Here is a 14,262-nt window from a genome sequence, read left to right as displayed (position 1 = left end):
TGAAGGGAGAGGGTCCTTGGGGCTCTCTTTTTTTTAGGAGTAAGTGTGATTGTCTCGAGTAGTTGCTTAGGGTTTACATTTATTGTTAATTAGCTGGATTATTAGCTGAAACGGCTGGATTTTCACAAAAAATGGCCGGATTCAACGTGATTTTGGCTGGATAACCGGTAGGAACGGCCGGATTAAGGTGAATTTCGGCCGGATTCAGTTTGAACCCGGCCACCGCCAACATTGAGTTGAAGAATTCACTATCCAACAACCACTTCAAACGAACCTTCCCCACCATGAATCCCGATGAAGATATCCATCAACGATTTCGTCAGTTTCCCGCTTTCTTCTTTAGAAAGGGATGGCTTCAAAAATATGATCTGTACGGCATTTTTCGTCTCTTCCCCGACAGGTGCACGATCAGAGTCGACGAATGGACTTCCGAAAGGTCCGCCCCCGTCACAGGCGACGATGAGGTTTTCGAGGGAGTTTTCCCGACCGTTGAGCCCTGTGTAGGTTTGTCCTGTTTCCCCGACTTTTAACTCGATGTGATTACCTTTGAGCCCCGCACAGTCGTAGATGCCGATTGGCACTTCGTATTGAAGGGAGAAGAAGTTATTGAGATCGATGGCAGAGTTAATGGTAGTCAGATAGTTTTGTTTTTTAACACGACGGAAAAGGGCCTCGGCTGAATGACGGTAGCGGTTCGGATCTTTTCCTGTAATCTTGAAGATTTCCCTCCATGCGGCAATCCCATCAAGTTCAGTGACGCTCTTATCATGAAGATCAAAGAAGATCGATTCCTGAAACAGCTGAAGTCTGCCTTTCAGCATTTGAGGAGAAGGGCCCACTTCGATATGATGGTACTGAATGAATCCGACTTTGAAATCGGGTATTTTACTCGTAATGGATGAATCAATTGTGATTTCCACTTATTTTCCCTCCACATTTGTTTTAAAATAGTTTATCATAATACACATTGCTATTTCACGGATGCTTAATTAAAAAAATCGAGAAAGGAGGCAGGGGCAATGGATATAAATCAATTAAAACAGGATATCATTGCGTACAGTAAAGAGATTGGGATAGATAAGATTGGATTCACCACGGCAGGTGCGTTCTCTGAAATGAAGAACCGGCTCCTTCGTCAGGAGATGCTCGGGTATCAATCCGGGTTTGAGGAGAAGGATATTGAGAAGCGGGTCGATCCTTCCTTGATATTTGATCAACCGAAATCGATCATCGCGATTGCCCTTGCCTATCCTTCCAAAATGAAAAATGCTCCCCAAAGCAAGCGTGGGGAGAGACGGGGGATTTTCTGCAGGGCATCATGGGGGACGGATTATCACCATGTGCTCAGGGATCGTCTTTCAAAGCTTGAAGAGTATATCGTCTCCAGAGTCCCACAGGCGCGTTTCAAATCCATGGTGGATACGGGGGAACTTGTGGACCGGGCCGTGGCGGAGCGTGCAGGGATCGGCTGGAGCGGGAAGAATTGTTCCATCATCACCCCTGAATTCGGCTCGTATGTCTATTTGGGGGAGATGGTGACGAATCTTCCATTCGAACCGGATACACCGATGGAGGACCAGTGCGGGACATGCAATAAATGCGTGGACGTATGCCCGACGGGGGCCCTCATTGAAGGCGGGCAGCTGGACTCTCAAAAATGCATTGCATTTTTAACCCAAACAAAAGGGTTTCTTGCGGATGAGTACCGTGTGAAGCTCGGAAATCGCCTGTACGGTTGTGACACCTGTCAAACCGTTTGTCCGGAAAATAAGGGGATGGACTTTCATTTCCATGAAGAGATGGAGCCGGACACTGAAATCGCAAAACCGCTGTTGAAGCCCCTATTAAACATCAGTAACCGCGAGTTCAAAGAAAAATATGGTCATGTATCGGGTTCCTGGAGAGGAAAGAAGCCCATACAGCGAAACGCGATCATTGCTCTTGCTCACTTTAAAGATGATACGGCCGTAGATGACCTTATCCATGTAATGGAAAAAGATGTGAGGCCCGTCATGCGGGGTACATCCGCATGGGCCCTTGGGAAAATCGGCGGAGAAACAGCGGAAAAAGCACTCCTCATGCAGCAAGCGGTTGAAACGGATGAAGAAGTCATAGATGAAATACAAAAAGGTCTAAACTTCATACACAACAAAGGATAAACTCATCAATTCTCCCCGAGTTTATCCTTTTTTGTTTTGAATGGTTTGAGTGGAGCATATCAATTAGTGAGGAGGGAAGACGATGATTCGAAAGCTGTTAATGGAAAAAGTCCATCATGTAATCGAAGAATATACTTCTCGCAGTCAATCAGATTACGAGAGTGACAAAGTAAGAAGGAAAAAAACATCTTGTCAGGAGCGCCATGCAGAAATCGTGAAGGTGGATGCAACCGGAAAGGTCCTCCGTATTACACAAGAAAGCAATGAGACTCAAACCATTTTATATGATGTTCATTATAAATATCTCATCAAGCAGGGTGCCCTGCTCTATTTGGAAGAGGAAGTGGAGAATCGAAGGGCTGTCTTCTACAATGAAAATTTGTATAAAGATGGAGAAATCCAGATTCAACGTGAAGAGAGTGTGAAAGAAGAGGAGAGCGCAACTCATGAAGAAGAAGAAAGAGTGACGTACCGGTATGACCGTCTCAGTGCCGTTCAATATGCAGAGCGGTGGTGGAACAGCTATAACCCGGCATTCAAGAAGTTCGAAAATGATTGCACGAATTATATCTCGCAATGCCTTCATGCTGGGGATGCTCCGATGCGTGGATATCCCACCAAGGGGAAGGGCTGGTGGATGCGGAATCAGAACTGGAGTTACAGCTGGACGGTTGCGAATTCCTTGAGGTGGTATATCCCTAATTCGACGATCGGTCTTCGCGGGAGGCTTGTGGATGATCCGAAAGAATTGAAGCTTGGGGACGTGATCTGCTACGACTTTGAAGGGGACGGACGTTTTGATCATACGACCATTGTCACGGGGAAGGATGCCGCAGGAGAGCCCCTTGTGAATGCCCATACCTTCAATAGCCGGATGAGATATTGGAAATACGAAGATTCAACAGCCTATACACCTAATATGAAATATCGTTTTTTTACGATCGTAGATGACCGTTAAGTCTTGTTCTATGGGGGAGAAATGGTATAATGTCACTTAGAGTTTTATGAATGAGGTGACATTGACATGGGAGTACATGTTGTATTATATCAACCAGAAATCCCTGCAAATACAGGGAATATTGCAAGAACGTGTGCAGCGACCGACACAACCCTGCACTTGATCCGACCACTCGGATTCTCGACGGACGATAAAATGTTAAAGCGCGCCGGACTTGATTACTGGCAGTTTGTAAACATTGTGTACTATGATTCCATCGAAGAGTTCTTCGAGAAAAACGAAGGCGGTGAATTTTTCTACTTAACCAAGTACGGGAAAATCCCTCACACCAACTTTGATTATAGTGTGGAAGACAAAGAATACTTCTTTATTTTCGGCAGGGAAACATCCGGACTTCCTGATGACATCATCCAGAATAACCTGGACCGGGCACTCCGCATCCCTATGAATGAAAACGTCCGCTCCTTGAACCTTTCCAACACAGCGGCGATTCTTATCTATGAAGCCTTAAGGCAGCGGAATTATCCGGGTCTGTTATAAAAAGCAGGAATGAAAATCAAATGATTTTCATTCCTTTTTTTATTTAGCTTATACTAAGAGGATAATGAGAAGGGAGAGACTACATAATGAATGAAACCATCGAAACCATCCTGAAACATCGATCCATCCGTGAGTTTAAAAATGAATCACTGTCAGAGGAGCAAATCCGGACGATTGTCTCCAGTGCACAAGCTGCGAGTACATCGAGTTATATACAGGCGTATTCGATCATTGGGGTGAAGGATCCCCTGAAAAAGAAGAAGCTTGCTGAGCTTGCCGGGAATCAACGGTATGTCGAAGCAAACGGTCATTTCTTCGTATTCTGTGCTGATTTATACCGCCATGAAAAAATCGGTGAATGGGGAGAAGCCGACGTGATTCCTTCTTTGGAAAGCACGGAAAAATTCATGGTGGCCCTCATTGACGCATCCCTGGCAGCACAGAATGCAGCCATTGCAGCTGAATCAATGGGTCTTGGGATCTGCTATATCGGCGGGATCAGAAATGATCTGGAGTCAGTAAGTGAACTGCTGGGACTGCCAGACCGCGTCATCCCTTTATTCGGACTCGCTGTCGGCATCCCTGAACAACATTCGGATGTGAAGCCGAGGCTGCCGTTGGAATCGGTCTATCATGAGGATTCATATAATGTCGATGAGACGTCCTTAAAGGAAGGGCTCGACCGCTATGATGAAACGATTTCAGCCTATTATCATGCCCGGACCGCAGGGAAACGATCGGATCGCTGGACCGCGCAAATGGGCAAGATGCTGTCTGGTAAGAAGCGGATGTATATGAAGGAATTCGTGGAGAAGAAAGGGTTTAATAAAAGATAAGACGTTAACCCGGGGAAATGAAAAAGAACTGGCCATATGGTCAGTTCTTTTTCAGTATTAGTTTCATCCAGCTCCGGCGGCTAGAGGCTCGAGGTCATAAGTTAAACCTGCCAAAAAGGCAAAGAGCGCCTTTCCGGCAGGTTCACCTTATGCTTGTCGCCTCTGAACGAGCCGCCTGCGCTTTAGTTACATCCAGCTCCGGCGGCTAGTCCCTCGAGGTCATAAGTCAAACCAACCAAAAAGGCAAAAGGCGCCTTTCCGGTTGATTCGTCTTATGCTTGTCGGGACTGAACGAGCCGCCTCCGCTTTAGTTTGAGCCTGGTTTATCATTATATCCAGCAGTGAAAATCGCTACTAAGAATACTAAAGATACACCTACGATCATGACAGTACCCATGTTTTTGAAACCTCCCAGTTTACTTATTCCACAGTCTGTCTTTAGTATAGCCTATTTTCAAATTGATGTGAACGAAAGTTGGATTTTTTTTGCTGTTTTGTGAAAGTTTGAAGATCTAAAGAGAAAGCGTTTCATATTTAGTGCCCCTATTCCATTGAATGAACCGATATCGACCGTTTGTCTATAATTAAAATATCTTATTAACATGTTCGGGTGAACAAGCGCATAGATTATATTAATCGTCTCTCATTAAGCGACAGGGGGAGGTCCTTATGGATATTTTAAAAAGAATTGAACATTACCGAGAAGAAGAAGAGAAACTGAAATGGGAAGGGACGTTTGCTCAGTATTTAGACCTGCTGAAAGAGAAGCCTTGGATCGGGCAGTCTGCTCATTCAAGAGTCTTTAATATGATTAAAGATGCCGGAGTCGAGGAGGTCGAGGGGAAACGGAAGTATAAATTCTTCAGCAATCAATTATTTGGCTTAGAAGAGGCGCTTGAGAGACTCGTTGAAGAATACTTTCATCCTGCTGCGAAACGATTAGACGTGAGAAAGAGGATCTTATTATTGATGGGTCCTGTAAGTGGAGGGAAATCGACGCTCGTTTCCATGCTGAAACGGGGACTCGAGCACTATTCACGGACTGAAAGAGGAGGAGTGTTCTCCATTAAAGGCTGTCCGATGCATGAAGACCCGCTGCATTTGATTCCTCAGCATTTACGTGAAGATTTTTATGAAGAGTATGGCATCCGTATAGAAGGAAATCTATCTCCGTTAAATACAATGCGTGTGGAAAAAGAATACCATGGCCGCATTGAAGACGTCCAAGTGGAAAGAGTCTTCTTCTCAGAAGATAAACGTGTTGGAATTGGTACGTTCAGTCCATCTGATCCAAAGTCACAGGATATCGCCGATTTAACAGGCAGCATCGACTTCTCGACGATTGCTGAATTTGGTTCAGAATCGGATCCGCGTGCGTACCGGTTTGATGGGGAATTAAATAAAGCGAACCGTGGTTTGATGGAATTCCAGGAAATGCTCAAATGTGATGAAAAGTTCTTATGGCACTTATTATCTCTTACCCAGGAAGGAAACTTCAAGGCAGGTCGATTCGCCCTGATTTCGGCCGACGAGCTGATTGTGGCCCACACGAATGAAACCGAGTATCGATCCTTCATTTCAAATAAGAAGAATGAAGCGCTGCACTCACGTATCATCGTCATGCCGGTTCCGTATAACTTGAAGGTCACCCAGGAAGAGAAGATATATGAAAAAATGATCAACGAAAGCGATGTTTCGAACGTTCACGTGGCTCCTCATACATTAAGGGTCGCAGCGATGTTCACGATCCTCACACGACTGAAGGAACCGAAGCGCGGTGACATCGATTTGATCAAAAAGATGCGCCTGTATGATGGAGAAAATGTAGAAGGATTCAATTCTGCCGACGTGGATGAAATGAAGAAGGAATACCAGGATGAAGGAATGAGCGGTATCGATCCGCGTTATGTGATCAACCGTATCTCTTCTACGATCATTCGAAAAGAAGTACCGACCATTAACGCGTTGGATGTTCTCCGGGCTTTGAAGGAAGGCCTGGACCAACATCCATCGATCACCAATGAACTTCGGGAAAAATATTTAAACTTTATCTCCCTTGCCCGGAAAGAGTATGATGATATTGCCAAGAAAGAAGTACAGAAAGCCTTTGTGTATTCGTATGAAGAGTCTGCGAAAACGCTTATGGATAACTATCTTGATAATGTTGAAGCCTACTGCAACAAAGCAAAGCTTCATGACCCGTTAACGGGTGAAGAAATCAATCCGGATGAAAAGCTGATGCGTTCCATCGAGGAGCAGATCGGAATCTCTGAAAATGCGAAGAAGGCGTTCCGTGAAGAAATCCTGATCCGTATCTCTGCTTATGCCCGCAAAGGGAAGCGATTCGACTACAATTCACATGATCGCCTGAGAGAAGCCATTCAGAAGAAGCTATTCGCTGACTTGAAGGATGTTGTAAAGATCACCACTTCATCCAAAACGCCAGATGAACAGCAGCTGAAGAAGGTCAATGAAGTGGTCGCCCGCCTCATCGATGAACATGGCTACAACTCAACATCTGCCAACGATTTACTGCGCTATGTAGGCAGTCTGTTAAACCGTTAATAGAAGTGTAAATCGGGAGGTGCTCGGCATCTTCCGATTTTATCTGGATTGTTTAAATCTCTCATCTAAAGGGAAAAGTAGTAGCCAAGAGGTGAAGAGATATGAGTAAAAGCAAACACGAATTAGATAAAAATGATGAACCGGAAAACGGCTCAATGGCGCATGATATGGAAGAAATGGAGCAGTTGGGGAAACAGATGGATAAGCTCAGGACGAATGAAGAATTGAAAGAGGATAAAAAGCAGCCCGATCCTGTTCAGTATAGAGAGAAAGACAAGGGATAGTTGACAGAAAACTCTGAATACCATAATCTATAGATAGAGAGCCGGACCCATTATCAAATGAAGGTGGGTTGATAGGATGTCGTTTACACCGAAATCCCGGGAAGAAGCGGAACCTCTCAATGGTAGCATGGCCTCCAATATGGAGGAAGTCATTAAACTGGGAAAGCAAATGGAGAAATTACGTTCCAGTGGCGAATTAAAGTTGAACAATCGAGTTTCAGACCCGGCTCAATATGAAGAGGAAGCTTAATCAGGTGATCGTGCCTGATTATTTTTTTTGGAATCCGATCAATTCGGGACAGGCATTAACCTGTCAGAAAAATAGGCTCGTCCAATTAGAAAAGAACGGTTAATTGTCGAAATTATTTGTAAATTTATCAATACTTCTGCATAGGATAGAGTAATCCCCGTTTCACTTCATGGGATACGTGCAGTTTAGACAGTCAACATAGTGTATGCAGGAAAATGAAAAAATGTGAAAAAAATTAAGGAGGGGAATAATTTGAGTCAAATGGATAATCATCAGTTTGTCATTTCCAAGGAAGATTGGGCCCTCCACCGCAAAGGTCACGATGATCAGCAGAGACATCAAGAGAAAGTACAGGATGCCATCCGCAATAATTTACCAGACTTAATCACAGAAGAAAACATTGTCATGTCCAATGGCCGAGACGTCGTCAAAATCCCGATTCGTTCGTTAGATGAATATAAAATCCGTTACAACTATGATAAGAATAAACACGTCGGGCAGGGAGACGGTGAAAGCCAGGTAGGGGACGTCATTGCAAGGGACGGCTCACAACAGCAGCAGGGTCCAGGAAAAGGTCAAGGGGCCGGGGACAAAGCCGGTGAAGATTATTATGAAGCAGAAGTGTCAATGCTTGAAATCGAAGAAGCTCTATTCAGCCAATTGGAGCTTCCGAACCTGAAGAAGAAAGAGCAGGATGTCCAAACCGTCGAGCATATTGAATTCAATGATATCCGTAAAACCGGCCTAATGGGGAATATAGATAAAAAGAAGACGATGATGTCTGCCTTCAAACGAAATGCCATGAAAGGAGCACCAAGCTTTCATCCGATCTTTACAGAGGATCTGAAATTCAGGACGTGGAACGAAGTATTAAAGCCGGAATCAAAAGCCGTCGTCTTAGCAATGATGGATACGAGCGGCAGTATGGGAGTGTGGGAGAAGTATATGGCAAGAAGCTTCTTCTTCTGGATGACCCGATTCCTGCGCACGAAATATGAAACCGTGGAAATCGAATTCATCGCTCATCATACCGAAGCCAAGGTGGTGTCAGAAGAGCACTTCTTCTCGAAAGGGGAAAGCGGGGGGACGATCTGTTCATCAGCCTATCGAAAAGCCCTTGAGCTCATCGATGGAAAGTATTCTCCAAGTCGTTACAACATTTATCCTTTCCATTTCTCCGACGGGGATAACCTGACGAGTGATAATGTGCGGTGTGTCAAGCTTGTCGAAGAATTAATGAAAGTGTCCAGCATGTTCGGATATGGGGAAGTGAATCAGTATAATCGTCACTCCACCTTAATGTCAGCCTATAAAAATATTAAAAACGACGATTTCCGCTACTACATCCTTAAACAAAAAGCCGATGTATTCCATGCCATGAAGAGTTTCTTCCACAAGGAGCAGGAAAAGGCATTCGCGTGAGAAAAACCAGCCGACGAGGCTGGTTTTTCATTGTCATCTATTTATCTCGTTACATATGAAATCATTAGGTTATTATGTATCTAAAGTGCTAGAATAGAGAAAGGTACTTTAAAAACATTCTCTAAGCGGTGAGGGTTGTCATGACAAGTGAAAGTAAAGAAATTAAGCAGCTAAAGCAGGAAATCAAAGAATTGAAAGAACAGCTGGTTCAATCAGAGCAGCTTATCATGGAGATTTCAGCACCGATTATCCCATCCATCATCCCTGAAACCATCCTGATCCCCATTACGGGCAGGCTGAGTCCGGAACGCTTTGAGAGAATCATTACAAAGATATTAGATGTCTCTTATGGAGAGGACATTAACACCATCATTGTCGATTTCTCAGCAATATCAGAGAAGGAAATCGGAGAAATCGATATTTTTGGCACGTATATTGATAACATGGCGAAGGCCATCGGGTTAATGGGAATCGAAACTCTTTTTGTCGGATTCACTCCCTCTCTCACTCAGATCATGATCAATTCAGGAGTGAGGGAGCTTCAAGGGATCAAGACCTTCCTGACATTCAGGACGGCACTTCAGTATTTGATGAGGGAAAAAGACATGGAATTCCAAAAAGCCAACCAATAAGGTTGGCTTTTGTGCTGAGTGCCATCATGTCAGATTCTTATGCGGTGAGACAACCTCCACGCCATCCTTTTTCCCGACAATCATCAGGTCGGTCACATCAATGAAAAGACCAGTTTCCACGACACCTAATAATTGTTTTAACCGGGAGTGAAGGGAGGCAGGGTCCTCGATGCCTGTGAAATGACAATCCACGATATAGTTTCCGTTATCGGATATAAAGCGTTCATCCTTTCTTTTTCTTAGAACAGGCATGCATCCTAATTCAGCGAGTGATTGGCATGTCACTTCCCATCCAAAAGGGAGGATCTCAACAGGGAGTGGGAAGGAGCCAAGCTTTGAGACTAATTTGGACTCATCCACGACAACGATGAACTTGCGGGTGAACGTATCAATGAACTTCTCCCTTACCAATGCTCCACCTCCCCCTTTTATTAAGTTGAACATTGGATCCACTTCATCGGCGCCATCAATCGAAAGATCCAACATGTTCACTTCAGAGAAAGTGGTTAATGGAATACCGGCTTTTTTTGCCAGGCGCTCTGTTTCCACTGAAGAGGGGATGGCCTTGACCTGTAATCCCTGAGAGACAAGTTCCCCTAATTTATGAATCGTCCAATAGACGGTTGAACCGGTTCCCAGACCCACTGTCATTCCGTCCTGTATATATTCTGCCGCTTTTTCACCGGCCAATTTCTTTTCCAGGCTGTCCACTGCATGGCCCCTTTCCAACGTAATCATCGTTTTACTTAGCATTCTATACTAGAATAGACATGAATGAAAGAAGGAGAGATCATATGATTAGATTTGGTATCATCGGAACCAACTGGATCACTGACCGTTTTATACAAGCTTCAGAAGGCGTGGATGACTTTCAATTACAAGCTGTTTACTCAAGGACCGAAGAGAGGGCAAAGGCATTCGCTGAAACCCATGGGATCAGCGACTGGTTCACGAATATAGAAGAGATGGCGAGTAAAGATCATATCGATGCCGTTTACATAGCCAGTCCCAATTCCTTTCACTGCAGTCAGGCCATCACTTTTTTAAATAAAGGCATTCACGTATTATGTGAGAAGCCATTAGCTTCGAATGAGAGGGAAGTTCAAGAGATGATTGCTTCTGCAAAGAAGAACGATGCCTTACTAATGGAAGCGGTCAGGACCACTTTCCTGCCCAATTTCCAGGTGCTTAGAGAGAAGCTGCACACCATCGGGACCATTCGGAAAGTCAATGTCAGCTGCTGTAAGTATTCTTCCCGATACGACGCGTATAAAGACGGGACGGTACTGAATGCTTTCAATCCCGCTTTTTCCAATGGTGCCCTGATGGACTTGGGCGTTTATTGCATTTATCCCATGGTTGTTCTATTCGGAGAGCCGAAGGAAATAAAGGCAACCGGTACCATGCTGGATTCAGGTGTCGATGGTTCAGGAAGTGTCATCATGAAATACGAACAAATGGATATAGCAGCAACCTTCTCCAAGATCTCAGACACTCATATCCCGACTGAAATCCAAGGCGAAGAAGGGACGGTCACCATCGATAAAATTGGCGATTTCAGTACCGTGACGTTTTATTATCGCAACGGAGAAACCTGTTCGTATGTTCAACAAGAGGATCATCCTCCGATGTATTATGAAATACAAGAATTCGTTTCTGTTATTAATGCAGGAGGAAAGTTGGAATCTCTGATCAATTCGTATAATCATTCCCTCCTGAGCTCCAGAGTGATGGATAAGGCGAGGAAACAAATCGGATTGGTATTTCCTGCGGATAGATGAGCGGATGAATGAACAGAAATGGCTGTTGAGCGGGACTCAACGGCTTTTTTTGGCGCTGAAAAAGGGTTCTCCCCCTCCTGAGTCGTATAAGTAGGGGGAAGGGAGAGGGGAAAATGGAATTTATTTATGTCTTGAAGCTGATTCCACGCTTACATAAAGAAGAAAGCTGGACAGGCAAGGATGAAGGAATTGTTCAACGCCACTTTACCAGGTTGAAGGAAATGACAGAATCCGGGGTCGTGATCCTTGCAGGTCGAACGCTGAATGAAGAGGAAAATGCCTTTGGAATCGTAGTATTTGAAGCAGATGACGAGGAACAGGCAAAGGCATTCATGAAAGAAGATCCCACTGTGGCCGAGGGTATCATGACAGCGGAACTGTTCCCTTATCGTGTGGCTCTTCTAAGAAAAAATGAACATGTCATAGACTAGGAGATAAAGAATGGAAAAGTGGATTCAAGAACTATTTAAAGAGGATGTATTAAAGGATGCAGCTTCACGTTTCGGCTGCGACACAAGTCAAGCGAAAAAGCTTGGTGATTTCGAAAACTATGTGTATGAGGTGCACAGAGGAGAGATTCCTTATATCCTCCGCCTGACCCACAGTTCCCATCGTTCAAAAGGGGAAGTGGAAGCTGAGTTGCAATGGATCAATTACTTACATAAACATGGGGTGAATGTTTCACTCGTGAATGATTCTGAGGAAGGAAATCTGGTAGAAGTGGTTAAAACGGGAGAAACGTCTTTCTTTGTCTGCTTATTTGACAAAGCTCCAGGACAGCCTGTGAAGGTGGGTGACCCTATATTTAATGATGAACTTTTTTATAAATGGGGAAAACTCACCGGACATATGCACAGGGTAACGAGGGGGTACGAGCAGGATGAAAGCAGGCGTGAGCGCTGGGATCAGGATGATGTGCTGGACTACGACAAATATTTAACATCTGTTAATGACAGGGATATCATTGAAAAAGGCCGACTAAATAAGGAAAACATCCGGGGCTTCAAAGAGACACAGGATTCTTTCGGCCTCATTCATTCAGACATCCATCCGGGTAACTTCTTTTATCACGAAGGTGATCTCCATGTGTTCGACTTTGATGATAGCATGCAATTCTTTTATGTAAGTGATGTGGCCATTCCGCTCTATTATTCGGTATGGTGGAAGTTTCGGAATGAGACGCTGGAAACCCGCAGTGGGTTCGGGGAGAGATTCCTTATGGCGTTTCTTGAAGGATATTTGACGGAGTGTGACATCGATGACGAATGGGTCAAGCGCATCCCGCATTTCCTGCTTCTCAGGGACCTGACTCTATACACAGTCTTCCATAAAAAGTGGGATCTTGAGAATTTATCTGAAGGAGAGCGGTCATTGTTGACTCAAATCAGGGAGAGAATACAGGAGGATGAACCAATCGTCGACCTCGATTACGAAAAGATCCTTCGTGAAGTCCGTACAAGATGATCAGGCTTTACTGATTACCGGAGGAATCATCGAGTTATTAGTCAGGGTGATGAGGGTGACCTTCAAGAGTGGATACGGCATGTCGGATGACTTGTTCGAGCAGCCGGTGTATGTGAAAACGTGCAGTCATTGTCATAAAAAGATTCCAAAGGATTATTCTAAATCCCTGTGCCCCCACTGTGGGAAGCTGGTGGAATAATGGAAGGCTCAGGGAGGAGTGGTCTCCCTGAGCTTTTTTAAAAGTGAAAAGATGAAACGTTTTAATAGGAGTGAAAGTTTGGTATGATGCTAAGGACTGTTTACATACAAACGAGAGGTGAAAGAAATGGATAAAACCATTGGCTTTATAGGATGCGGAAATATGGCGCAGGCCATCATGGGAGGGATATTGAAGTCCGGGCTGGTGGACAGACAATCTGTTCGTGCGAGTGCCAGGACTCAAGAAACCCTGGATATGGTCAGAGAGAAATTTGGAGTGAAGGTGACGGATGACAATCTGGATGTAGCGGCCTTTTCTGATATTGTATTCCTTGCGGTCAAACCGGATCAATACAAGGAACTGATCGAATCCATCAAGAATTCCTTGAAAAAAGACAGCATCATCATTACGATTGCGGCTGGAATCACGATTGAATGGATGGAAGAGCAGATTTCCCCTTCTGCCAAAATCGTACGGACGATGCCGAATACTCCGAGTCTTGTGGGGGAAGGAATGACTGCATACTGTGTGAATGAAGAAATAACAGAAAGCGATTTGGAACATGTCCAGGCAATCCTTGAAAGCTTCGGAAAAGCGGAAAAGATCGAGGAAAGCTTAATGGATGCGATACCGGCTGTGAGCGGCTCTTCTCCTGCTTACGTGTTTATGTTCATCGAAGCTCTCGCCGATGGAGCGGTCCTCCAGGGCATCCCGAGGAGTCTCGCCTATCAGCTGGCATCACAGGCAGTGCTTGGGGCAGCTAAAATGGTACTCGAAACCGGCACCCACCCAGGAGAGCTGAAAGATGCCGTCTGTTCACCCGGAGGAGCAACGATTGAAGCAGTGGCGACCTTGGAGAAACACAAGTTCAAGGGGGCTGTTTTATCGGCTATGGAAGCCTGCGGGCGGAAATCGAAGTCGCTTGGTGAATAGCTGATTGAGTTCTTGAAATTTAATAGGAAAAAAATGAAGCGTGGGCAGACCGAATTGAGAAGGAAGAGAACGTCACGTACCATCATATAAATAAAGAATATCCTGGCAGGTAGTCTCCATTTCTGCAGAAAAAGTGGCTGCCTAGGTGAAGGACAAGGATTTGAAGAGGGGTCGGTAGGGTTTTTTTAAGAGTGTTGCGCGGGTATCTATGGGGATTAATGGAAAAAACGCAATTCATT

Annotated in this window: 17 protein-coding genes and 1 pseudogene; 15 read left to right on the top strand and 3 right to left on the bottom strand. The window is 44.7% G+C overall.

Features of this window, described 5'->3' with window-relative positions; all coding sequences use genetic code 11:
• Nucleotides 1-85: 85 nt before the first annotated feature.
• Together ATG71_RS20370 and ATG71_RS20365 are read right to left on the bottom strand one after the other, a co-directional pair.
• A complete protein-coding gene (locus ATG71_RS20370) occupies nt 86-268 on the bottom strand; it encodes a hypothetical protein (RefSeq protein WP_098441234.1) in 183 nt (60 codons plus the stop codon).
• The gene (locus ATG71_RS20365) at nt 249-920 is read right to left on the bottom strand and encodes a B3/B4 domain-containing protein (RefSeq protein WP_098441233.1); all 672 of its coding nucleotides are present in this window, start codon (nt 918-920) and stop codon (nt 249-251) included. Before ATG71_RS20365 ends, ATG71_RS20370 begins: the two co-directional genes overlap by 20 nt.
• A gap of 99 nt (nt 921-1,019) precedes the next feature.
• Here ATG71_RS20365 and queG point away from each other — a divergent pair, with 99 nt between their 5' ends.
• The 10 genes and pseudogenes from queG to ATG71_RS20320 all read left to right on the top strand — a co-directional run bounded on the left by queG (nt 1,020) and on the right by ATG71_RS20320 (nt 9,646).
• A complete protein-coding gene (gene queG / locus ATG71_RS20360) occupies nt 1,020-2,159 on the top strand; it encodes a tRNA epoxyqueuosine(34) reductase QueG (protein WP_098441232.1) in 1,140 nt (379 codons plus the stop codon).
• Nucleotides 2,160-2,244: 85 nt separating this feature from the next.
• Nucleotides 2,245-3,117, top strand: a complete 873-nt coding sequence (locus ATG71_RS20355) for an amidase domain-containing protein (RefSeq protein ID WP_483295348.1) — start codon at nt 2,245-2,247, stop codon at nt 3,115-3,117.
• A gap of 5 nt (nt 3,118-3,122) precedes the next feature.
• Nucleotides 3,123-3,167, top strand: a pseudogene (locus ATG71_RS24035) (hypothetical protein); the annotation flags it as partial.
• Nucleotides 3,168-3,183: 16 nt separating this feature from the next.
• Nucleotides 3,184-3,657 (top strand): tRNA (uridine(34)/cytosine(34)/5-carboxymethylaminomethyluridine(34)-2'-O)-methyltransferase TrmL, encoded by a 474-nt coding sequence (gene trmL / locus ATG71_RS20350; protein ID WP_098441230.1) that lies wholly within the window; start codon nt 3,184-3,186, stop codon nt 3,655-3,657.
• A gap of 86 nt (nt 3,658-3,743) precedes the next feature.
• Complete coding sequence (nfsA, locus tag ATG71_RS20345; protein WP_098441229.1) at nt 3,744-4,493, top strand: oxygen-insensitive NADPH nitroreductase; 750 nt, start codon at nt 3,744-3,746, stop codon at nt 4,491-4,493.
• Between the two features lie 669 nt (nt 4,494-5,162).
• Entirely contained in the window at nt 5,163-7,058 is a 1,896-nt protein-coding gene (locus ATG71_RS20340) for a PrkA family serine protein kinase (protein ID WP_098441228.1), read from the top strand.
• Between the two features lie 101 nt (nt 7,059-7,159).
• The gene (locus ATG71_RS20335; RefSeq protein ID WP_098441227.1) at nt 7,160-7,342 is read left to right on the top strand and encodes a hypothetical protein; all 183 of its coding nucleotides are present in this window, start codon (nt 7,160-7,162) and stop codon (nt 7,340-7,342) included.
• A gap of 76 nt (nt 7,343-7,418) precedes the next feature.
• Complete coding sequence (locus ATG71_RS20330; protein ID WP_098441226.1) at nt 7,419-7,592, top strand: hypothetical protein; 174 nt, start codon at nt 7,419-7,421, stop codon at nt 7,590-7,592.
• A 261-nt stretch (nt 7,593-7,853) separates the two neighbouring features.
• On the top strand, nt 7,854-9,014 hold the full coding sequence (yhbH, locus tag ATG71_RS20325) for a sporulation protein YhbH (RefSeq protein WP_411388018.1): 1,161 nt from the start codon (nt 7,854-7,856) through the stop codon (nt 9,012-9,014).
• A 140-nt stretch (nt 9,015-9,154) separates the two neighbouring features.
• The gene (locus ATG71_RS20320; protein ID WP_098441225.1) at nt 9,155-9,646 is read left to right on the top strand and encodes an STAS domain-containing protein; all 492 of its coding nucleotides are present in this window, start codon (nt 9,155-9,157) and stop codon (nt 9,644-9,646) included.
• Between the two features lie 24 nt (nt 9,647-9,670).
• On the opposite strand, the gene rpiA is transcribed toward ATG71_RS20320, so the two are convergent.
• Nucleotides 9,671-10,384, bottom strand: coding sequence for a ribose-5-phosphate isomerase RpiA (gene rpiA, locus ATG71_RS20315; RefSeq protein ID WP_098441224.1), 714 nt, complete (start codon nt 10,382-10,384; stop codon nt 9,671-9,673).
• 56 nt (nt 10,385-10,440) lie between these two features.
• On the opposite strand from rpiA, the gene ATG71_RS20310 reads away from it, so the two are divergent.
• From ATG71_RS20310 to proC, 5 genes are all read left to right on the top strand, one after another.
• Nucleotides 10,441-11,427: a Gfo/Idh/MocA family protein gene (locus ATG71_RS20310; RefSeq protein ID WP_098441223.1), complete on the top strand. Its 987-nt coding sequence runs from the start codon at nt 10,441-10,443 to the stop codon at nt 11,425-11,427.
• Between the two features lie 113 nt (nt 11,428-11,540).
• Nucleotides 11,541-11,858, top strand: coding sequence for a YciI family protein (locus ATG71_RS20305; RefSeq protein ID WP_098441222.1), 318 nt, complete (start codon nt 11,541-11,543; stop codon nt 11,856-11,858).
• Nucleotides 11,859-11,868: 10 nt separating this feature from the next.
• On the top strand, nt 11,869-12,891 hold the full coding sequence (locus ATG71_RS20300; RefSeq protein ID WP_098441221.1) for a phosphotransferase enzyme family protein: 1,023 nt from the start codon (nt 11,869-11,871) through the stop codon (nt 12,889-12,891).
• Entirely contained in the window at nt 12,872-13,090 is a 219-nt protein-coding gene (locus tag ATG71_RS20295; protein WP_098441220.1) for a hypothetical protein, read from the top strand. The genes ATG71_RS20300 and ATG71_RS20295 overlap by 20 nt, the downstream gene beginning before the upstream one ends.
• Nucleotides 13,091-13,216: 126 nt before the next feature.
• Complete coding sequence (proC, locus tag ATG71_RS20290) at nt 13,217-14,023, top strand: pyrroline-5-carboxylate reductase (protein WP_098441219.1); 807 nt, start codon at nt 13,217-13,219, stop codon at nt 14,021-14,023.
• Nucleotides 14,024-14,262 lie beyond the last annotated feature (239 nt).

Origin of the sequence: Bacillus sp. es.034 (assembly GCF_002563655.1) — a bacterium.
Lineage (GTDB): Bacteria > Bacillota > Bacilli > Bacillales > Bacillaceae_B > Rossellomorea.
The sequence above is the reverse complement of the archived record's forward strand: the minus strand, read 5'-3'. Positions and strand labels throughout refer to the sequence as shown.